Origin of the sequence: Kocuria sp. KSNUG (assembly GCF_049532735.1) — a bacterium.
Lineage (GTDB): Bacteria > Actinomycetota > Actinomycetes > Actinomycetales > Micrococcaceae > Kocuria > Kocuria rhizophila.
The window spans coordinates 1,731,320-1,752,648 of the sequence record NZ_CP150981.1; the positions used below are offsets into that span (position 1 = coordinate 1,731,320).

19 protein-coding genes and 1 pseudogene are annotated in these 21,329 nt (G+C 71.3%); all 20 read left to right on the top strand.

The window, feature by feature from the left end:
- The first annotated feature begins 15 nt into the window (after nt 1-15).
- The 20 genes and pseudogenes from AABM36_RS07490 to AABM36_RS07585 all read left to right on the top strand — a co-directional run bounded on the left by AABM36_RS07490 (nt 16) and on the right by AABM36_RS07585 (nt 21,327).
- The gene (locus AABM36_RS07490) at nt 16-1,239 is read left to right on the top strand and encodes an MFS transporter (protein WP_423445598.1); all 1,224 of its coding nucleotides are present in this window, start codon (nt 16-18) and stop codon (nt 1,237-1,239) included.
- 145 nt (nt 1,240-1,384) lie between these two features.
- Nucleotides 1,385-1,837, top strand: coding sequence for a D-aminoacyl-tRNA deacylase (gene dtd / locus AABM36_RS07495; RefSeq protein WP_423445600.1), 453 nt, complete (start codon nt 1,385-1,387; stop codon nt 1,835-1,837).
- Between the two features lie 105 nt (nt 1,838-1,942).
- Entirely contained in the window at nt 1,943-3,583 is a 1,641-nt protein-coding gene (locus AABM36_RS07500; protein ID WP_423445602.1) for a replication-associated recombination protein A, read from the top strand.
- Nucleotides 3,584-3,710: 127 nt separating this feature from the next.
- Nucleotides 3,711-5,441 (top strand): glycerol-3-phosphate dehydrogenase/oxidase, encoded by a 1,731-nt coding sequence (locus AABM36_RS07505; protein WP_423445603.1) that lies wholly within the window; start codon nt 3,711-3,713, stop codon nt 5,439-5,441.
- A gap of 56 nt (nt 5,442-5,497) precedes the next feature.
- Entirely contained in the window at nt 5,498-6,247 is a 750-nt protein-coding gene (locus AABM36_RS07510) for an MIP/aquaporin family protein (protein ID WP_423445604.1), read from the top strand.
- 47 nt (nt 6,248-6,294) lie between these two features.
- Complete coding sequence (gene glpK / locus AABM36_RS07515; protein WP_423445605.1) at nt 6,295-7,815, top strand: glycerol kinase GlpK; 1,521 nt, start codon at nt 6,295-6,297, stop codon at nt 7,813-7,815.
- Between the two features lie 224 nt (nt 7,816-8,039).
- Nucleotides 8,040-8,678 carry a 30S ribosomal protein S4 gene (gene rpsD / locus AABM36_RS07520; RefSeq protein WP_012398417.1) on the top strand — a complete coding sequence of 213 codons (639 nt, stop codon included), beginning with the start codon at nt 8,040-8,042 and terminating at the stop codon, nt 8,676-8,678.
- A gap of 266 nt (nt 8,679-8,944) precedes the next feature.
- Nucleotides 8,945-9,278: pseudogene (locus tag AABM36_RS07525) on the top strand (DUF948 domain-containing protein); the annotation flags it as partial.
- Nucleotides 9,279-9,459: 181 nt separating this feature from the next.
- On the top strand, nt 9,460-9,918 hold the full coding sequence (locus AABM36_RS07530; protein ID WP_423445607.1) for a hypothetical protein: 459 nt from the start codon (nt 9,460-9,462) through the stop codon (nt 9,916-9,918).
- Entirely contained in the window at nt 9,918-12,605 is a 2,688-nt protein-coding gene (gene alaS, locus AABM36_RS07535; RefSeq protein ID WP_423445608.1) for an alanine--tRNA ligase, read from the top strand. The genes AABM36_RS07530 and alaS overlap by 1 nt, the downstream gene beginning before the upstream one ends.
- A complete protein-coding gene (gene ruvX, locus AABM36_RS07540) occupies nt 12,605-13,111 on the top strand; it encodes a Holliday junction resolvase RuvX (RefSeq protein ID WP_423445609.1) in 507 nt (168 codons plus the stop codon). The genes alaS and ruvX overlap by 1 nt, the downstream gene beginning before the upstream one ends.
- Before the next feature lie 75 nt (nt 13,112-13,186).
- Complete coding sequence (mltG, locus tag AABM36_RS07545; RefSeq protein WP_423445611.1) at nt 13,187-14,398, top strand: endolytic transglycosylase MltG; 1,212 nt, start codon at nt 13,187-13,189, stop codon at nt 14,396-14,398.
- A gap of 10 nt (nt 14,399-14,408) precedes the next feature.
- Nucleotides 14,409-15,323 (top strand): shikimate dehydrogenase family protein, encoded by a 915-nt coding sequence (locus tag AABM36_RS07550; RefSeq protein ID WP_423445613.1) that lies wholly within the window; start codon nt 14,409-14,411, stop codon nt 15,321-15,323.
- Nucleotides 15,324-15,568: 245 nt separating this feature from the next.
- Complete coding sequence (gene aroC / locus AABM36_RS07555) at nt 15,569-16,819, top strand: chorismate synthase (protein ID WP_423445615.1); 1,251 nt, start codon at nt 15,569-15,571, stop codon at nt 16,817-16,819.
- Nucleotides 16,816-17,373 (top strand): shikimate kinase, encoded by a 558-nt coding sequence (locus AABM36_RS07560; RefSeq protein WP_406921409.1) that lies wholly within the window; start codon nt 16,816-16,818, stop codon nt 17,371-17,373. The genes aroC and AABM36_RS07560 overlap by 4 nt, the downstream gene beginning before the upstream one ends.
- Nucleotides 17,370-18,455 carry a 3-dehydroquinate synthase gene (aroB, locus tag AABM36_RS07565; RefSeq protein ID WP_191872234.1) on the top strand — a complete coding sequence of 362 codons (1,086 nt, stop codon included), beginning with the start codon at nt 17,370-17,372 and terminating at the stop codon, nt 18,453-18,455. The genes AABM36_RS07560 and aroB overlap by 4 nt, the downstream gene beginning before the upstream one ends.
- Nucleotides 18,456-18,576: 121 nt before the next feature.
- Complete coding sequence (gene efp, locus AABM36_RS07570; RefSeq protein WP_012398407.1) at nt 18,577-19,140, top strand: elongation factor P; 564 nt, start codon at nt 18,577-18,579, stop codon at nt 19,138-19,140.
- Nucleotides 19,137-19,553, top strand: a complete 417-nt coding sequence (gene nusB / locus AABM36_RS07575) for a transcription antitermination factor NusB (protein ID WP_019309281.1) — start codon at nt 19,137-19,139, stop codon at nt 19,551-19,553. The genes efp and nusB overlap by 4 nt, the downstream gene beginning before the upstream one ends.
- Nucleotides 19,554-19,663: 110 nt before the next feature.
- Nucleotides 19,664-20,347, top strand: coding sequence for a bifunctional pyr operon transcriptional regulator/uracil phosphoribosyltransferase PyrR (gene pyrR / locus AABM36_RS07580; RefSeq protein WP_423445619.1), 684 nt, complete (start codon nt 19,664-19,666; stop codon nt 20,345-20,347).
- Nucleotides 20,344-21,327 (top strand): aspartate carbamoyltransferase catalytic subunit, encoded by a 984-nt coding sequence (locus tag AABM36_RS07585; protein WP_423445621.1) that lies wholly within the window; start codon nt 20,344-20,346, stop codon nt 21,325-21,327. The genes pyrR and AABM36_RS07585 overlap by 4 nt, the downstream gene beginning before the upstream one ends.
- Nucleotides 21,328-21,329 lie beyond the last annotated feature (2 nt).

Consider the following 21,329-nt stretch of genomic DNA (forward strand, 5'->3'; position numbering starts at 1 on the left):
ACCGGCCAGGGCCTCGTGGCCCTGGCCGGTGTCGTTGTCACCGCTTTCACCCTCCGCCTGGCCGTCTCCGGGGTCTCACCCGTGCTGGGACGCATCACCCAGGAATTGCACCTGACACCCGCCGAGGCGGGACTGCTCGCGATGATGCCCTCGCTGGGCTTCGCCCTCACCGGGATCCTCACCACCCTGGCCATGCGGCGGGTGGGCCTCGAGGCGCTGCTGATCGTCTCGTGCGGTCTCGCCGCCCTCGGCACCCTCGCGCGCGCCGTGTCCCCCGGGGACGTGGGCTTCGTGGTCCTCACGTTCGTGATCATGTGCGGGCTGGGCATGGGCAACGTGGTCCTGCCCCCCGTGATCAAGAAGTACTTCCCGCACCGCATCGCGGCACTGTCCGCGATCTACTCGATGCTGCTGGGCATGTCCACGGCCACCGCGCCCTTCTTCGCGGTCCCGCTCGCGGACGCCGCCGGCTGGCGCGTCTCCGTGGGGTCCTGGGCCGTGTTCTCCCTGGCCGCACTCGTCCCGTGGCTCGTGCTGTGGGTGGGAGCCCGCCGTCGTGCGCAGCCCCCCGCCGAGCAGACCCCGGACCTGACCGTGCTGCCGGACGCCGTGGTGGCTCCGGCGTCCACCGCCCGGGTCAAGCCGTGGCACTCCAGGATCGGGTGGGGCGTGGTGCTGATGTTCACCGGCACGTCCGCCAACACGTTCTCCATGTTCCTGTGGCTGCCGCGCTTCCTCACGGACACCGGGTTCTCCGAGCACGAGGCCGGGTTCATGCTGTCCTACTACGCCATCCTGGCCGTGCCGGTCAGCTTCGCGGTCCCGTTCCTGGTCCGGCGCTTCGGCAACACCGTGGTGCTGGGGCTGTCCACCGTGGTGCTGTACGCACTGGGCTACCTCGCGGTGCTGCTGTGGCCGCACGCCACGTGGGGGGACTTCCGCCTGGTCTGGGTGTGGATCACGGTGTTCGGCCTGGCGCAGGCGTCCTTCCCGCTGGCCATCACGCTGATCAACGCCCGCACGCGCACCACCGCGGGCGCCGGCTCGCTCTCCGGCTTCGGGCAGGGTCTCGGCTACCTGGCCGGTTCGCTGGGGCCGCTCGCGTTCGGCCTGCTCTTCGGGGTCACCGGGTCCTGGTGGCCGTCCTTCGGCTACCTGTGGCTCATGCTCGTGGTGCTCAGCGCGGGCATCCTCATGACCGGACGCCACCGGTTCATGGAGGACGACGCCGCACGGTGACCCTCCGCGCGTCCCCGGCGGTCCCGGGGCGGTCGCCCGCCTCGACCCCGGCGGTCCCGGTGCGGTCACCCGGGGCGGCCCCGGGCGGCGTCGTGGACCGCCACCCCGCAGGCACGCCGCGGGGCGTGTGTGGTGGACTGGGCGCATGAGAATCGTGCTGCAAGTCGTGTCCCGTGCCGCCGTGACCGTGGCCGGGGAGACCGGGGGGGAGATCGAGGGTCCGGGCGTGCTGGCGCTCGTCGGCGTCACGCACACGGACACCCCGGAGACCGCGGTGCGGCTCGCGGAGAAGATCGCGGGCCTGCGGATCCTGCCGGGGGAGACCTCGTGCGCGGACGGGCCCTCGCCCGTGCTCGTGGTCAGCCAGTTCACCCTGTACGGGGACGTGCGGAAGGGACGCCGGCCCTCGTGGTCCAGGGCCGCTCCCGGGGACGTCAGCGAACCCCTGTTCGAGGAGTTCGTCCGGGCGCTGCGAGGGCGCGGGATCCCCGTGGAGACGGGGCGCTTCGGGGCGCACATGGAGGTCTCGCTCGTCAACGACGGGCCCGTGACCGTCCTGGTGGACAGCGACGAGCTGGACCGGCCCCGGCGGGGGTGAACGCCGCCGTGCCGCCACGGGCCCGCGGCTGACCCTGACCGGGGCGGGCAGCGCGCAGCCGCCGGCAGAGTGCTGCCTGTCCGGGGTGGGCAGTACTGTCGAGGAGTGAGCACTTCCCTGTTCGACCTGCCCGACCCGCTCAGCGGTGACGGCTCAGGCGCGTCCGATTCCACCGCCCACCACTTCGGGTCGCAGGGCCGTTCCCGCGCCCCGCTCGCCGTGCGGATGCGCCCGCGCACCCTGGACGAGGTGGTGGGACAGAAGCACCTGCTGCGGTCAGGATCCCCGTTGCGCGCGCTCGTCACCGGGAGGTCGGGGCCGGCCGCACCGTCCTCGGTGATCCTGTGGGGCCCGCCCGGCACGGGCAAGACGACGATCGCGCAGGTCATCGCGCGTGGGCACGGCACCACGTTCGTGGAGCTCTCCGCCGTCACGGCCGGCGTCAAGGACGTCCGCCGGGTCATGGAGGAGGCCCTGACGGCTCGGGACCTGCACGGGCGCACCACGGTGCTGTTCCTGGACGAGATCCACCGCTTCACCAAGGCGCAGCAGGACGCCCTGCTGCCCGGCGTGGAGAACGGGTGGGTCATCCTCGTGGCGGCCACCACGGAGAACCCGTCCTTCTCCGTGATCTCGCCCCTGCTCTCCCGCTCGCTGCTGCTCACGCTGCAGCCGCTCGAACGCCAGGACATCGGGGAGCTGCTGGACCGGGCGGTCGTGGATCCCCGCGGGCTGGACGGCGCGGTGGTCCTCTCCCCGGAGGCCCGGGAGCACCTGCTGGACGTGGCCGGAGGAGACGCCCGCAAGGCCCTCACGTCACTGGAGGCGGCCGCCGGCGTCGCGCTGTCCCACGCGGGCGGCGTCGACGCGGGGGACCAGGACGACGCGGGGGAGGAGACCAGCGCGGCAGACGCGAGTGGTCCGCAGAACGAGAACGGCTCCGTGGATGCGAGCGGGCCGGACGCCGGAGGCGCCGCGGCGCACGAGGACGACGCCGCGGAACAGGGCCCAGCCGCTGAGCAGGGCGGCACCACGGACGAGGCCCGCGCAGTGGAACGGACCGGTGCCGGGCAGCCCGGCGCCACCACCGGCGGTCCCGCAACAGTGGCCCTGGCGCACGCCGAGGAGGCCGTGAACCGCGCGGCCGTGCGCTACGACAAGCAGGGCGACCAGCACTACGACGTGGTGAGCGCCTTCATCAAGTCCATCCGGGGCTCGGACGTGGACGCCGCCATGCACTACCTCGCCCGGATGATCGAGGCGGGGGAGGACCCCCGGTTCATCGCGCGCCGGCTGATCATCTCCGCGTCCGAGGACATCGGCATGGCGGACCCCACGGCGCTGCAGATCGCGGTGGCGGCCGCTCAGGCCGTGCAGCTGATCGGCATGCCCGAGGGGCGGCTCCCGCTCGCCCAGGCGGTGGCGCACCTGGCCACCGCGCCCAAGTCCAACGCCGCCTACCTCGCGGTGGACGCCGCGATCGCCGACGTCCGGGCCGGGGGCGCCGGCCCCGTTCCTGCGCACCTGCGCGACTCCCACTACCCGGGAGCGGCGGGGCTCGGCCACGGTGACGGATACCGCTACGCCCACGACGCCCCCAACGCGGTGGCCACCCAGCAGTACCCGCCGGACGAGCTCCTGGGCAGGGACTACTACCGGCCCACCCCCTACGGCCACGAGAAGGAGCTGGCGCACCGGCTGGGGATCCTGCGGTCCATGGTGCGGGGCACCCGGCGAGGGGACTGAGCCGGTCAGGTCGACCGCCGCGAGGCCCTCGCCACGGCCGGTGTTTTCCGTGTCACGGAGTGAGGACTATTGTGACTCTCACCCGAAACGATCGTCAGCTACCCACCGGTAGACAGGAGCGGCAACCGTGCCACTGACCTCTTTGAATGCACAGCAGCGCAACAACGACCTTCGCGCCATGGCGGAGCACCCCGTGGACGTCCTGGTGATCGGCGGCGGGATCACGGGCGCCGGGATCGCCCTGGACGCGGCCACCCGCGGTCTGTCCACCGCCATCATCGACGCGCAGGACTGGGCCCAGGGCACCTCCTCGCGCTCTTCCAAACTGGTGCACGGCGGGCTGCGCTACCTGATGCAGCTGAACTTCGCGCTCGTGGCGGAGGCCCTCAAGGAGCGTGACCTCCTGATGCACCGGCTGGCCCCGCACCTGGTCAAGCCCATCCAGTTCATGTACCCGCTCACGCACAAGGGCTGGGAACGCCCCTTTGTGGCCACGGGCATCGGCATGTACGACACCCTCGCCCACGTGGGCGCCAAGGCCGAGTCCCTGCCCATCCAGCGCCACCTCAGCGCCGCCGGCGTGCGCAAGACCTTCCCGGCCATGCGCGACGACGCCGCCGTGGGCGCCATCGCCTACTGGGACGGCCGCGTGGACGACGCCCGCCTGACCCTGGACCTCGTGCGCACGGCCCAGCGCTACGGAGCCCTCGCGGCCAACCGTGCCGCGGCGCGCAACCTGCTCCGGGACGACTCCGGCCGCGTGGTCGGGGCGCACATCGAGGACCTCACCACGGGGGAGACCCGCGAGGTGCGGGCCACGACGGTGATCTCCGCGGCGGGTGTGTGGACGGAACCCGTCCAGGACCTGGCGCAGTCCGAGACCGGGCTGAAGGTGCTGGCCTCCAAGGGCATCCACATCGTGGTCCCCAAGGAGCGGCTGGAGGGCTCCACCGGCATCATCCTGCAGACCGAGAAGTCCGTGCTGTTCATCATCCCGTGGGACAACTACTGGGTCATCGGCACCACGGACACCCCCTACGAGCGGGACCTCGCCACGCCCACGGCCACGCGCGAGGACGTGGAGTACGTCCTGGAGCACGCCAACGCCATCCTGCGGGACCCGCTGACCGTGGACGACGTGATCGGCACGTGGGCCGGGCTGCGCCCGCTCGTGCAGCCGGGCACCAAGGGCGAGACGACTCCGTCCACCAAGATCTCCCGCGAGCACTCCGTGGTGGAGGCCGCGCCCGGGCTGTTCACCATCGCCGGCGGCAAGCTGACCACCTACCGGGTGATGGGCAAGGACGCGGTGGACGCCGCACTCGGCAAGAAGGCCGCCAAGGAGAACCCGTCCATCACCGAGCACGTGGCGCTGCTGGGTGCGCAGGGCTGGTCCGGGCTGATGAACCAGTCGGAGCACCTGGCCCGGCGCGCGGGGATGGAGCAGGTCGTCGTGGAGCGTCTGCTCAACCGCTACGGGGACGAGACGCTGGAGATGATCGACACCATCACGGACCACCCCGAACTGGGTGAGCCCGTTCCCGGCGCCGAGCAGTACCTCAAGATCGAGATCCAGCGCGCGGCCACCCACGAGGGCGCCCTGGACCTCGAGGACGTGATGTGCCGTCGCACCCACCTGAACTACGAGCAGCGCGACGGCGGTTCCGCCGCGGCCCCGGAGATCGCCCGCATCATGGGTGACGTCCTCGGCTGGGACGAGGCCGAGCGCACGCGCCAGGTGGACCTCTACGAGCAGATGCGCCGCGCCGAGCACGCCGCGCTGCAGGAGAACGACGAGGACACCGCCCAGCGGCTGCGCGAGGGCGCGGGCAACCCGTACCCGCAGCAGCGGGGCTGAGAGAAGATCTCGGGCCCGGGACGTTCCGGGCCCCCGAACACCCAATGGAGGGTGCTGTGAATGAAGTGACCGAGGTGGCGCTGTCCACCGTCTTCCTGTCGGAGGCCTTCGGCACGGCCGTGCTCGTGCTGCTGGGCTGCGGCGTGGTGGCCAACGTCGTGCTCCCGCGGACCAAGGGCAACGGGGCGGACTGGCTGCTCATCAGCTTCGGCTGGGGCTTCGCCGTGTTCGCCGGCGTGTACGTGGCCCACGACTCCGGAGCGCACCTGAACCCCGCGGTGACGCTGGGCATGCTCGCGGGCCAGGAACCCGAGTACGCCCACGGGGTGGCCGTCAGCGTGGCCAGCACCGTGGTCTACATCGTGGCGCAGATGGTGGGTGCCTTCGTGGGTGCCGTCGTGTGCTGGCTCGCCTACAAGAAGCACTTCGACGTCGCCGGGCGCGAGGGCGTTCCCACGATCGATGTCTTCTCCACCGGGCCCGAGATCCGCAGCCACGGCTGGAACTTCCTCACCGAGGTCATCGCGACCTTCGTGCTCGTGTACGTGATCCTCGTCTTCGGGGAGACCCCGAGCGAGCTCGGGCCCCTCGCCGTGGGTGTTCTGGTGGTCGCGATCGGCATGAGCCTCGGCGGTCCCACGGGCTACGCCATCAACCCGGCCCGTGACCTCGGCCCCCGCATCGCGCACGCGGTGCTGCCCATTCCCGGCAAGCCGGGCAGCAACTGGTCCTACAGCTGGGTTCCGGTGCTCGGCCCCGTGGTGGGCGGTGTGCTTGCCGGTGTGGCGGCACACCTCATCGGCTGAGTGCCCCGCACCCCAGCACAACACACAACTGACGAAGGAGTCACCCCATGAGCGAACCCCAGTACGTGATGGCCATCGACCAGGGCACCACGAGCACGCGCGCGATCGTCTTCGACCACTCCGGGAAGATCAAGGGCCTGGGCCAGTACGAGCACGAGCAGATCTTCCCGCGCGCGGGCTGGGTGGAGCACGACGCGCAGGAGATCTGGCGCAACACCCGCCGCTGCGTGGCGGACGCGCTCGCCGAGACCGAGCTGACCCGCGAGGACCTCGCCGCCGTGGGCATCACCAACCAGCGCGAGACCACCGTGGTGTGGGACAAGAACACGGGGGAGCCCGTCTACAACGCGATCGTGTGGCAGGACACCCGCACCCAGGAGATCGTGGACGAGCTGGGCAAGGACGGTGGCGAGGAGCATTTCCGGGAGCTCACGGGGCTGCCCCTGGCGAGCTACTTCGCGGGGCCCAAGGTCAAGTGGATCCTGGACAACGTGGAGGGTGCCCGTGAGAAGGCCGAGGCCGGTGACCTGCTGTTCGGCACCACCGACAGCTGGCTCGTGTGGAACCTCACCGGTGGCACCAACGAGGGCGTGCACGTGACGGACGTGACCAACGCGTCCCGCACCCTGCTCATGAACATCGACACCCTCGACTGGAACGAGGACCTCTGCGCGACCATGGGCATTCCCACGTCCATGCTCCCTGAGATCCGCTGCAGCTCAGAGGTCTACGGCAAGGGCCGTGCCCGCGGCTTCCTCAAGCAGGTGCCGATCGCCGGCATCCTGGGTGACCAGCAGGCCGCGACCTTCGGCCAGACGTGCTTCGAGCCCGGCATGGGCAAGAACACCTACGGCACGGGCAGCTTCCTGCTCATGAACGTGGGGGAGACCCCGGTGCGCTCGGAGCACGGGCTCATCACCACGGTCTGCTACCAGATCGAGGGTGAGAAGCCGGTCTACGCCCTGGAGGGATCGATTGCCGTCACAGGTTCGCTCGTGCAGTGGATCCGCGACAACCTGGGCCTGATCCAGGACGCCAAGGAGATCGAGCCGCTCGCACGAGCCGTGGAGGACAACGGCGGGGCGTACTTCGTGCCGGCGTTCTCGGGCCTGTTCGCGCCGCACTGGCGCCCGGACGCCCGCGGTGCGCTGGTGGGTCTGACCCGCTACGTGCGCAAGGAGCACATCGCCCGGGCCGTGCTGGAGGCCACCGCCTACCAGTCCCGCGAGGTCGTGGAGGCCATGAACAAGGACTCCGGCCAGGATCTCGTGGAGCTGCGCGTGGACGGCGGGATGACCGCCAACGAGCTGCTCATGCAGTTCCAGGCGGACCAGCTGGGCGTCCCCGTGATCCGCCCCGAGATCACGGAGACCACCGCGTTGGGCGCCGCGTACGCGGCCGGTTTGGCCGTGGGTTTCTGGGCGGACCTGGACGAGATCACCCAGAACTGGGCCGAGGACAAGCGCTGGGAGCCCGAGGGGGACCGCGAGCAGCAGGAGAAGCTGTTCCGCAACTGGGGCAAAGCGGTGACCAAGTCGCTGGACTGGGTGAACGAGGACGTGGACTGAGTCCGCTATAGTAGATCGCTGGCTGGCACGTCTCGCGGTGTGCCTGCGCCGCCCGTGACACCCTCACGGCCGGCGCGGAGGCACCGCGGACGCTAGGTTCGTCGGATTGCGGCTGATCCGCACCTCTCCCGCGGGAACCGATTTCCCCGCGCAGGAGGCCAGTACCACCCAGAACGGAACGCGGGCTGTGCCCGTACGCCGTCGAACCGCATGAAAGGCATGCTTTGTCCCAGAACAACAGCTCACGTGCGCGCCGCCAGGTGCGCAAGTCCCGTGCCCTCGGCATCGCGCTGACGCCGAAGGCCGAGAAGTACTTCGAGCGCCGCCCGTACGCCCCCGGTGAGCACGGCCGTGCCCGCCGCAAGCAGGACTCCGACTACAAGGTGCGCCTGACCGAGAAGCAGCGGCTGCGCGCGCAGTACAACATCCGCGAGAAGCAGATGCACCGCGCCTACGTGGAGGCCAAGCGCGTCGAGGGCCAGACCGGTGAGAACCTCATCGCGCTGCTCGAGACCCGCCTGGACGCCCTCGTGCTGCGCGCGGGCTTCGTCCGCACGATGGCCGCGGCCCGCCAGGCCGTGGTGCACCGTCACATCATGGTGGACGGCCAGCGCGTGGACCGCCCCTCGTACCGCGTGCGCCCGGGTCAGATGATCCACGTGCACCCGCGCTCGGAGAAGATGGTCCCGTTCCAGATCGCCGCGACCGGTGCGAACCAGGATGTCCTGCCGGACACCCCGCCGTACCTGGACGTGACGATCGACCGGTTGCAGGCCACGCTCTCGCGCAAGCCCGAGCGCTCCGAGGTCCCCGTGACCTGCGAGGAGCAGCTCGTGGTCGAGTACTACGCACGCATGGCCTGATCATTCGTGCACGGCCGACCGCCCAGCGGTCGGCCACCGGACAGCCCGCGGGTTCACCCCGCGGGCTGTCCGCGTTCCTGGAGCCGGGCGCACCGAGGGCGGGCGGCTGCCTGCACCGGCGATCGGCGCCGCTCACGGATCCGCGCGGTGCCGCGGGGTCGCTCTCCGGTGCTCGGTCGTGTCCGGGTTGTTGGGTAGAGTTGCGCTTCGGTCGGTTCTTCGCGCCGACCTCGACGACGACACACGGACGGAAGTGAAGGTCACCCATGGACGGTGGAGATATCGCCGGGCTGCTCGCGGTGCTGGTGTTCGCGGTGCTCGTGGGTCTGCTCGCGCTGCCCATCGTGAAGCTCGGGCGGGTTTTCGACGAGCTGCGCCTGACCATCCGCTCGATCAACGACGGCACCACGCCGCTGATCGACGAGGTGACACGCACGGTGACCACCACGAACACGCAGCTGGAGAAGGTGGACGGGATCACGTCGAACGTCTCCGACGCCTCGGCGAACGTGTCGGCGCTGTCCTCGCTCGTGGCCTCGACAGTGGGGCAGCCCCTGATCAAGGTGGCCTCCTTCTCCCACGGCCTGCGCCGCGCCTTCTCGCCCCAGCCCGGTGCCCCGGCAGGACCCGGCGCCGCCGCGGGATCCGATAACCCCCCCGGCGCCGATCCCGGCCCCGCACCCTCCTACCAGCCGCGCAGCGCCACCGACGTCCCCGCGGACCACACCGGGCACGAACCATCCGCTGATGGATCCGTCCCCACGGACACCAGGAGCTGACCATGGGAATGTGGTCCAAACTCGCCCTGCTCGCCGCCGGTGCCCTGGTGGGCGGTGCGGCCACGCGCGTCGCCTCCGATCCCGCCGCCCGACAGTCCCTCTCGCGGGCGATCCAGGGGCCGCCCGAGAGCACCGAGGTGGCGCGCACGCCGCACGGTGACGTGGCGCACCGCGCCCGTCCCGGCGCCGTGGACACCCTGCGCACCGCGGCCCGGCGTTTCGGGGAGTTCGCGGCCCGGGTCCGTGCGGGCATGGACGAGCGCGAGGCGCAGCTGCAGCAGCAGTTCGGCGTGCGCTCTCCCGTGGACCACACCGCCAACCACCCGGCGGCCCCCGACGACGCCGTGCCCCCCGCCGGCATCCCGTGGCACCCCGTCACGTCCCACGACTCCTCGACCGACCCGGAGGACCCCCGGGCCCGGGTCATCGACCACACCCCTTCGGAAGGAAACGAGCGGTAATGCTCTCTCACGAGATCACCCAGCGCTGGCTGAGCTACTTCGAGGCCAAGGGCCACCACGTGGTGCCCTCGGCGTCCCTGGTGTCCCAGCAGCCCGGTGCCATGTTCACGATTGCCGGCATGGTGCCGTTCATCCCGTACTTCCTGGGCCAGGAGACCCCGCCCTACCGCCGGGCCACGTCCGTGCAGAAGTGCATCCGCACCCTGGACATCGACGAGGTGGGCAAGACCGCCCGTCACGGCACGTTCTTCCAGATGGCCGGCAACTTCTCCTTCGGCGACTACTTCAAGTCCCAGGCCATCCCCATGGCCTGGGAGCTGCTCACCACCCCCACCGCCGACGGCGGCTTCGGGCTGGACCCGGAGCGGCTGTGGGTCACCGTGTACGAGGGGGACCAGGAGTCCTACGACCTGTGGCACGACACCGTGGGGCTGCCCGCCCAGCGCATCCAGCGCATGGGCCGTGACGAGAACTACTGGGACACCGGCCAGCCCGGGCCCGCGGGTCCCGACTCCGAGATCTTCTACGACCGCGGTCCGCGCTACGGCAAGGACGGCGGTCCGGCGGTGGACGACGACCGCTACATCGAGATCTGGAACCTCGTGTTCATGCAGTACCAGCGCGGCGAGGGCAACGGCAAGGACTACGAGATCCTGGGCGACCTGCCGCAGCAGAACATCGACACCGGCCTGGGCGTGGAGCGCCTGGCCATGCTGCTGCAGGGCGCGGAGAACTTCTACGAGACGGACCAGGTCCGCCCCGTGCTCGACGCCGCAGCCACGCTCTCCGGGCGCACGTACCACGGTGCCGAGAAGGCTGGCGAGGAGGGCTACGAGGACGACGTCCGCATGCGTGTGGTCGCCGACCACGTGCGTTCCTCCCTCATGCTCATCGCCGACGGCGTGACTCCCGGCAACGAGGGCCGCGGCTACATCCTGCGCCGGCTGCTGCGCCGTGCCGTGCGGGCCATGCGCCTGCTGGGGGTCACCGAGCCGTGCCTGCCCGTGCTGCTGCCGGAGTCCCGGGACGCGATGAAGGGCGTCTACCCCGTGGTGGCCGAGGACTTCGAGCGGATCTCGCGGATCGCCTACGCCGAGGAGCGGGCGTTCCTCAAGACCATCGAGTCCGGCACCACGCGCCTCGAGCACGCCGTGGACGTGGCCAAGGGCGAGAAGCGCGCACTGAGCGGCGCGGACGCCTTCGCCCTGCACGACACCTTCGGCTTCCCGATCGACCTCACCCTGGAGATGGCCGGCGAGGCCGGCGTCGCGGTGGACGAGAAGGCGTTCCGCGAGCTCATGGCCGAGCAGCGGCAGCGCGCTCAGGAGGACGCCCGCGCCAAGAAGGGCGCCATGGCGGACCTCTCCGAGCTGCGCCGCATGCTCGACGACCACGGCAGCGAGTTCACGGGCTACACGGAACTGGTCACGCCCACCACGGTGCGCGCGATCCTCTCGGGTGGCGTCTCCGTCCCCGCGGCCGGTGAGGGCGAGCACGTGGAGATCGTGCTCGAGCGCACCCCGTTCTACGCCGAGGCCGGCGGCCAGGCCGCGGACGTCGGCACCATCGACTCCGCTGACGGGCTGCGCCTGAGCGTGGAGGACGTGCAGCAGCCCGTCAAGGGTCTGTCCGTGCACAAGGTCACGGTCGCCTCCGGCCAGGTGGTCGTGGGGGACGAGGTCACCGCCCGCGTGGACTCCCGCCGCCGCCACGACGGCGAGGCCGCCCACTCCGGCACCCACGTGATCCACGCAGCCCTGCACGACGTCCTGGGCCCGGACGCGGTCCAGCGCGGCTCGTTCAACAAGGAGGGCTACCTCCGCTTCGACTTCTCCCACGGGGAGGCCCTGAACGCGGGCCAGATCCAGGAGATCGAGCAGATCGCCAACACCGCGATCCGTGACGACTTCGAGGTGGTCACCCGCGAGATGCCGCTGGCCGAGGCCAAGAAGCTCGGTGCCATGTCCCTGTTCGGCGAGAAGTACGGGGACGAGGTCCGCGTGGTCGAGATGAACGGCCCGTGGTCCCGTGAACTGTGCGGTGGCACCCACGTGGGCTCCACGTCCCAGCTTGGCTCGCTGTCCCTGGTCTCGGAGCAGTCCGTGGGCTCGGGCAACCGCCGCGTGGAGGCGCTCGTGGGTCTGAACTCGTTCAACCACCTGGCCGCCGAGCGCACGCTGGTCAACCAGCTCACCGGAATGCTCAAGGTGCAGTCCAGCGCGGAGCTTCCGGAGCGTCTTGCGGCCACCCTGGACAAGCTCAAGGAGACCGAGCGCCAGCTCGCCGGTCTGCGCCAGCAGCAGCTGCAGGCCCAGGCCGGCCAGCTCGCCCAGGACGCCGAGCGCATCGGGACGGTCACGGCCGTGCTGCACGACGCCGGTGAGATCGCCTCCGCGGACGCGCTGCGCTCCCTCGCCCTGGACCTGCGCACGCGCCTGGGCTCCGATCCCGCGCTCACGGCCGTGACCGGCGTCGCCAACGACCGTCCCCTGATCGTGGTGGCCGTGAACGACGCCGCCCGGCAGGCAGGGCTCGCCGCCGGCCAGCTCGTGCGCACCGCGGCCACGGTTCTCGGTGGTGGCGGCGGCGGCAAGCCGGACGTCGCCCAGGGAGGCGGCTCCGACGCCGCCAGGATCCACGATGCGCTGGCGGCCGTGCGTCAGCAGATCCAGGACGCCGCGAGCTGATGACCGAGCCCTTCGAGCGTGCCGTGCGCATGGGCGTGGACGTGGGGAAGGTCAGGGTGGGCGTCGCCCTGACCGACCCCGGGTGCGTCCTGGCCACGCCGCACCAGACGCTCGCGCGGGACTCCAACCCCCGCAAGGCCTTCGACGTGAAGATCATCACCAGGCTCTGCGAGGAGCGGGACGTGCGCACGGTGTACGTGGGCCTGCCGCGCAGCCTGGACGGGCGTGAGAACGATTCGACCGGGATGGCCAGGGATTACGCCGCGATGCTCGTTCGTCGGCTAGGCTCACGGGGGTGCACCACGCAGGTGCGCCTGGTGGACGAGCGGCTGTCCACGGTCGCTGCCCACCAGTCCCTGCTGGACTCCGGGGTCTCCCGGAGGGACCACATGGACAGGGTCGACCAGGCAGCCGCCGTGACCTTCCTGCAGACTGCGGTGGACCAGGGCCTGCGCACCGGCGTGGAGCCGGGCGAGCGGGTCGGGGCCGTGGAACAGGCGCAGTAGTGCACCGCGGGGCGGGAAACCTCCTCGCAGGGGGACGCCCCCCAAGACCACCAGAACGGCGGACGGAGAGTATTCGTGAGCGATGAGCCGCGGGACAACGCAACCGGTGACGGGAACCCCCCGCGCGGGTCGGACGGCGATGAGCTGAGCGCGTCGCACGCCTCGGACGGCGGCTCCCACTCCGAGCTGGCCGGCTCCTTCGAGCACCACGACGTGACGCCGGAGCAGCGCAAGCGCCGACAGGCCCGTTCCCGTGCGTCCATGACCACGGCCATCGCCCTGTTCGTCGCCGCGCTGATCGTGGTGGTGGCGGTGCTGGGCTCCACGTTCGGTCTCTTCGAGCGCAAGGACTACCACGGCTCGGGGGACCAGGAGGTCACGTTCTCCGTGGCGGACGGCAGCACCACGGGTCAGATCGCGCAGGACCTCGAGTCCCAGGACATCGTGGCCGACGCCTCGACATTCGTGTCCACGTTCCAGCAGAAGTACCCCGAGGACTTCATCCAGCCCGGTGAGTACCAGCTCAAGACCAGGATGAGCTCCGAGGACGTGGTCAACTCCCTGATGGAGAAGGAAGCCGCCACCCACTACGCGGCGATCCCCAAGACCCAGCGCATGGACGACACCTTCACCGCCCTGAGCGAGGCCACCGGCATCGACCGCTCCGAGTTCGAGAAGCTCGCGGAGCAGAACGAGACGTTCGGGATTCCCGAGCAGTTCCCCAACCTCGAGGGCTGGCTGCACCCGGGGGAGTACCACTTCCCCCTGGACGCCACGGCCGAGCAGATCCTGCAGGAGATGGTGGACCGCACCCGGGCCACCCTGGAGGAGAACAACGTCTCCGAGGACCGCTGGTTCGAGGTGCTCACCGTGGGCTCGATCGTGGAGTTCGAGGGCACACCGGAGAACTACGCCTCCGTGGCCGGCGCCATCGAGAACCGCATGAACAACCCGGACGGGGAGACCAGCGGGTTCATCCAGTCCGACGCCTCCGTGACCTACGGTCTGGGCAAGAAGACCGTGCACCTCACGGAGGAGGAGAAGAAGGACAAGTCCAACCCGTACAACACCTACGCGAACCCCGGTCTGCCGGTGGGCCCCATCGGCTCCCCGAGCGACGACGCCATTGCGGCGGCGGCCAACCCGGAGAAGAACGACTACTACTACTGGGTGACCGTGAACCTGGACACGGGTGAGACCAAGTTCGCCAAGACGTACGAGGAGCACCAGAAGTACGTGCAGGAGTACCAGCAGTGGTGCGCGGACAACGAGGGCAAGTGCTCCTGACGTGCCTGCGGTGACACCCTCCAGGCTCCGGGCGGCCGTCCTCGGCCACCCGGTGGCGCACTCGCTGTCCCCGACGCTGCACACCGCGGCCGGTGAGGCCATGGGCCTGAGCACCGAGTACACCCGGCTGGACGTCCCCGAGCCCGAGTGGGAGGCGTTCTGGGCGGGTGCCCGCGCGCAGGGCGGGTGGAACGGGTTCTCCGTGACCATGCCCCTCAAGCCCCTGGCCGCGCGTGACGCGGAGCGGGTGACCCCGCTGGTGGAGGCCCTGGGGGTGGCCAACACCGTGACCTTCACCCCGCAGGGTTCCGTGGCGGACAACACGGACGTCATGGGCATCATGGCCGCGCTGTGTGCCGCGGGTCCGGTTCCGGACGCGCCCCGCGCCGTCGTGCTGGGCGGGGGAGCGACCGCGCACGCCGCGGTGGCCGCGCTGCAGGCCCTGGGGGCGCCCGCGGTGGACGTGGCGGTGCGCACGGCAGCCCGCGCCCGCTCTCTCGAGGGCGTGGCCGGTGCGCTGGGCGCCACGGTCCACGTCCGTCCCTGGTCCGAGGCCTCGGAGCTGCTCCGGCGGGCGGACGTGGTGGTCTCGACCCTGCCGCCGCGTGCCGCGGACGAGCTTGCCCGGCAGTGGCGCGGGACACGGCCCACCGTGCACGGGGTGCTGCTGGACGTGGCGTACGACCCGTGGCCCTCCGAGCTGGCCGCCGCGTGGGAGCACGCGGGGGGAGCGATCGCACCGGGTGTCGATATGCTGATCTTCCAGGCGGTGGACCAGCTGCGCTGGTTCGTCGGGGGCGGGCCCCACGAGGAGCTGCCCCGGGAAGCACGCGTGACCGCGGCCATGTGCCGCGCGGTCGGCCGCCCGGAGCGCACGGTGCCGGAACGGGTGCGCCGCGCGCAGGAGCGTCGTCGGCCCGAGTGAACGGGCGCGTCGGTGGCACCGCGTGCCTCGACCCGGAGATCCGGCTCGCGCCGGAGCCCGGACGAGCGGTTCGTCCTGAGCCGCAGAACGAGCGGTCGGGCAGCACCGGTGTGCGGCAGGTGTCGGACGCGCAGCGCACGGGGCGTCCCGGAGGGTTCCACGGGTTACCCTCCGGTCTTTCCCACCCGCCGGATTGAAGACCACCGGGGGATCCGCCGGATCCCCCTCGAGGACTGGAGACTTGGATGTTGCGTTGGCTCACGGCCGGGGAGTCCCACGGCGAGGCGCTCGTGGGGATCGTCGAGGGCGTGCCCGCCGGTGTGGAACTGACCACCGGGATGGTCCAGGACGCGCTGGCCCGCCGACGCCTGGGCTACGGCCGCGGGGCGCGCATGAAGTTCGAGCAGGACCGCGTGCGCATCCTCGGCGGGGTGCGTCACGGCCTCACCCAGGGAGGCCCGGTGGCGATCGAGATCGCTAACACGGAGTGGCCCAAGTGGCAGGACGTGATGAGCTCGGACCCCGTGGACCCGCAGGTCCTGGAGGGCCGCGCCCGCAATGCGCCGCTCACCCGGCCGCGCCCGGGCCACGCAGATCTCACGGGCATGCAGAAGTACGGCTTCGACGAGGCCCGCCCGGTGCTCGAGCGTGCGTCCGCCCGTGAGACCGCCACCCGGGTGGCGCTCGGCGTGGTCGCCTCGCAGGTGCTGGCCGCGCTGGGCATCCGGCTCGTGTCCCACACCACGGCCATTGCGGACGTGAGCGTTTCGGACGGCGCGCCGCTGCCCGGCCCCGGGGACGTCGCCGCGCTGGACGCCGATCCGCTGCGCTGCTTCGACGCCGGGACGAGCGAGCGGATGGTCGCCGCGGTGGACGCCGCCCACAAGGCCGGGGAGACCCTGGGCGGCGTCGTCGAGGTGCTGGCCGAGAGCGTGCCCCCGGGGCTCGGCTCCTACGTCCACTGGGACCGGCGGCTCGACTCGCGGCTGGCCGGGGCACTGATGGGCATCCAGGCCATCAAGGGCGTGGAGGTCGGGGACGGCTTCCGCACGGCCGAGCGACCGGGCTCGCAGGCGCACGACGAGACCCTGCGCGCCGACGGCGCGGTGCACCGCGTGAGCAACCGCGCCGGCGGCATCGAGGGCGGGATGTCCACGGGTGACCTGCTGCGGGTGCGCGCGGCCATGAAGCCGATCGCCACGGTGCCCCGCTCGCTGCACACCGTGGACGTGGCCACGGGCGAACCCGCGCGGGCCCACCACCAGCGCTCGGACGTGTGCGCCGTGCCCGCCGCGGGAGTCGTGGCGGAGGCCATGGTGGCGCTCGTCCTCGCGGAGGCCGCGCTCGAGAAGTTCGGCGGGGACTCCGCCGCCGAGATGGTGCGCAACCGGGACGCCTACCTCGAGGCCATCCCGGAAGCGCTGCGGACCTCGCCCGAGCTCGCGGACCCCGCCGCTCTGGCCGCCCTGGACGAGGTGCGAGGGGACCTCTCGTGACACGGGCGCCCCTGCCCGTGGTGCTGATCGGGCCCATGGCGGCCGGGAAGTCCCGGGTGGCACGGTACCTGGCCGGGCGCTACGGCATGGCGCACGCGGACTCGGACCAGGTCATCGAGGCGCGCCACGGGACGATTGCCCAGCTGTTCCGCGACCGGGGCGAGGCGGAGTTCCGCCGCCTCGAGGCGGAGGTCGTGGCGGAGCTGCTGGACAACCCCCGCTACACCGAGGGCGTGATCTCTCTGGGCGGGGGCGCACCCATGTCCCCGCTCGTGCAGCCGCTGCTCGAGGGCCGAACGGTCGCATACCTGGACGTGGACCTGGCCACGGTGCGCCCCCGCATCCGGGGCGGCGCGTCACGCCCGCTGCTGCAGCCGGACCCAGAGACCCGCTGGAGCCAGATCATGGCCGAGCGCCGTGAGACCTTCGAGCGGCTCGCCACGATCACCCTGGACGCCCGTGCGCCGCGCTCGGCCTCCCAGATCGCCCACGACCTGCACACCGCCCTGGGCGCCACCGCGCGCTCCGAGCCGCGAAAGGACCACACCGCATGAACGAGACCGTGATCCCCGTCCGAGGGGACACCCCCGAGAACCAGTACGACGTCCTGGTGGGCCACGGACTGCTGGGCCGCGTTCCCGAGCTGCTGGGGGAGCGCGTCAAGAAGGTGCTCATCATCCACCCCCGCGCGCTGCGCGCCACCGGCGACCTGGTGCAGGAGGACCTGCGCGCCGCCGGGATCCAGAGCTTCGTGGCCGAGATCCCGGACGCGGAGGAGGGCAAGCGCGTGGAGGTCGCCGCGTTCTGCTGGCAGATCATGGGCCAGTCCGACTTCACGCGCACCGACGCCGTGGTCTCCGTGGGCGGCGGCGCCGTCTCGGACCTCGCGGGCTTCGTGGCCGCCACGTGGCTGCGGGGTGTGCGGGTGGTGCACCTGCCCACCACGCTGCTGGGCATGGTGGACGCCGCCGTGGGCGGCAAGACCGGTATCAACACCGCCGAGGGCAAGAACCTGGTGGGCTCCTTCCACCCGCCGGCCGCCGTGGTGTGCGACCTCGACTCCCTGGCCACCCTGCCCGAGAACGAGCTGCTCACGGGCATGGCCGAGGTGGTCAAGTGCGGGTTCATCGCGGACCCGCAGATCCTCACCCTGATCCAGGAGCACCCCGCCGAGGTCCGGGACAGCTCCTCCGCCGTGGTGCGGGAGCTCGTGGAGCGCAGCGTGCGCGTCAAGGCGGAGGTGGTCTCCACGGACCTGCGCGAGTCCGGCCGGCGCGAGTACCTGAACTACGGCCACACCCTGGGCCACGCGATCGAGCACAACGAGCGCTACCAGTGGCGCCACGGCGCGGCGGTGTCCGTGGGCATGGTCTTCGCCGCGGAGCTCGGCCGGGCCGCCGGCAGCCTGTCCGACGACGCCGTGGCCCTGCACCGCGAGATCCTCACCTCCCTGGGCCTGCCGATCTCCTACCGCGCGGACCAGTGGCCCCGGCTGCTGGAGGTCATGAAGCGGGACAAGAAGACCCGGGGCAACCTGCTGCGCTTCGTGGTCCTGGACCGGATCGGCGCCCCCCGGACCATGGAGGTGCCGGACCCGGCCATCCTGTTCGCGTGCTACCAGGAGATCGCTGACTGAACCTCCCGCGCGGGCGTGGGCCCGGCCCCCGGAACCGGGGGAGCCGGGCGCACGCGGTAGACTGGTCCGGCTCCACGAGCCGGACCCAGTGCGGCGACGTACCCGACGAGAAAGTGACACCGTGGCAACCAGCAACGACATCAAGAACGGCACCATCCTCAAGCTCGACGGCAACCTCTGGCAGACCATCGAGTTCCAGCACGTCAAGCCCGGCAAGGGCGGCGCGTTCGTGCGCACCAAGCTGCGCAACGTGACCAGCGGCAAGGTGGTGGACAAGACGTTCAATGCCGGTGCCAAGATCGAGACCGCCACGGTGGACCGCAGCGAGTACCAGTACCTGTACCAGGACGGCGACGACTACGTCTTCATGGACAACTCCACGTACGACCAGATCACCGTGCCCGGCGTGGTGGTCGGTGACGCCGCCAACTTCATGCTCGAGAACCAGAACGTGACCGTGGCCATCCACGAGGGTGCACCGCTGTACATCGAGATGCCGCCGTCGGTCGTGCTGGAGATCACCTACACCGAGCCCGGTCTGCAGGGCGACCGCTCCACGGGCGGCACCAAGCCCGCCACCGTGGAGACCGGCTACCAGATCCAGGTCCCGCTGTTCCTGGAGCAGGGCACCAAGGTCAAGGTGGACACCCGCACCGGTGACTACCTGGGACGCGTCAACGAGTGAGCGGCGCACGGAGCAAGGCGCGGGTGCGCGCCGTCGAGATCCTCTTCGAGGCCGAGCAGCGCAACGAGTCCGTGCGGGACGCCCTGGTGCGCCGCCGCGAGAACTCGTCCTCGCCCATCAACCCGTACACCGTGGAGATCCTCGAGGGCGTGGACGAGCGCCGCGAGGACATCGACGAGTTCCTGGAGACCTACTCGCAGGGCTGGGCGCTCGGACGGATGCCCGCGGTGGACCGCAACGCGCTGCGTGTTGGCGCGTGGGAGCTGCTCTACAACGCGGAGATCCCGGACGGCGTGGCCGTGGCGGAGGCCGTGGCCGTCACCCGTGAGCTCTCCACCGACGACTCGCCCCGGTTCGTCAACGGCCTGCTGGGGCGGCTGCAGAAGGTCAAGCCCTCCCTGCTGGACGACTGAGACGAGGCCCCGGTTCGTGGTTCCCACGGGCCGGGGTTTCGCGTGTGGTAGCTTCAGGACCGATCGCACCCTTTAAATTCCGTCCCGTGAGGCGGGGAAGGAGGCGGCACGTGAGCGTGCCCGAACACGCCGAGAGCGCACCGGAGGCCACCACCTCCCGCGTGATCCTCTCGACATCCGACATCGACCGGGCCCTGTCCCGGATCGCCCACGAGATCCTGGAGTCCAACAGGGGACCCGAGGACCTCGTGCTCCTGGGCATCGCCCGCCGCGGCTACCCGCTCGCGCAGCGCCTGGCGGCCCGCCTGGAGAAGATCGACCCCGGCTTCCACGCCGCCACCGCCACAGGTCAGCTGGACATCACCATGTACCGGGACGACCTCCGCCGCAATCCCGCCCGCACCCCGCAGCCCACACTGATCCCGGACGCCGGGATCGACGGGCGCACCGTGGTGCTCGTGGACGACGTCCTGTGCTCCGGGCGCACCATCCGCGCGGCACTCGACGCCCTCGTGGACCTCGGCCGGCCCACCGTGGTGCGGCTCGCGGTCCTGGTGGACCGCGGCCACCGCGAGCTGCCCATCCGCGCGGACCACGTGGGCAAGAACCTCCCCACGTCCTCCCGCGAGAAGGTGCGCGTGCTGCTGCTCGAGACCGACCCCGGGACCCGCGACGCGGGCCACGAGGACTGCGTGGTCATCGACGCGCCGGTGGCTTCGGATCCCGACGTCGCCCGCGCACCCGGGCGTGCGGCGTCGTCGCCCCTGCCGGGACGGGAGGGTGAGCGCGCGTGAAGTACCTGCTGAGCACCACCGACCTGTCCTGCGCGGACGCCGTACGGATCCTGGACACCGCGGACCAGATGGCCGCCGTGTCCTCCCGCGAGGTCAAGAAGCTGCCCGCGCTGCGCGGGCGCACCGTGGTGAACCTGTTCTTCGAGGACTCCACGCGCACCCGGATCTCGTTCGAGACAGCCGCCAAGCGGCTGAGCGCGGACGTGATCAACTTCTCCGCCAAGGGGTCCTCGGTGTCCAAGGGCGAGTCCCTCAAGGACACGGCCCAGACGCTGATGGCCATGAGCGCGGACGCCGTGGTGATCCGCCACCCGTCCTCGGGGGCGCCGCAGCAGCTCGCGGACTCCGGCTGGATCGACGCCGCGGTGGTCAACGCGGGGGACGGCAAGCACGCGCACCCCACGCAGGCCCTGCTGGACGCCATGACCCTGCGCCGGGTCCGCTCGCGCGCCACGGGCGTGGCGAGCACCGGCATGGACCTGGAGGGCATGCACGTGGCGATCGTGGGGGACGTGCTGCACTCCCGCGTGGCCCGCTCCAACGTGTGGCTGCTGACCACCCTGGGCGCGCGGGTCACGCTGGTGGCCCCGCCCACCCTCGTGCCCGTGGCCACGGACACCTGGCCGTGCGAGATCAGCTACGACCTCGACGCCGTGCTGGCCGAGGCGCCGGACGCCGTGATGATGCTGCGGCTGCAGCGCGAGCGGATGAACGCGTCGTTCTTCCCGAGCGAGGCCGAGTACACGCGCGGCTGGGGGCTGACCGCCCAGCGCGTGCAGCGCCTCGAGGCCGTGGGGGCACCCACGGTGTTCATGCACCCCGGGCCCATGAACCGCGGGCTGGAGATCTCCTCCGAGGCCGCCGACTCCCCGCGCTCCACCGTGCTGGAGCAGGTGGCCAACGGCGTGTCCGTGCGCATGGCCGTCCTCTTCCTGCTGCTCTCCGGTGACGAGAGCACCCCGAACCCGAGCGAGAACTGAGG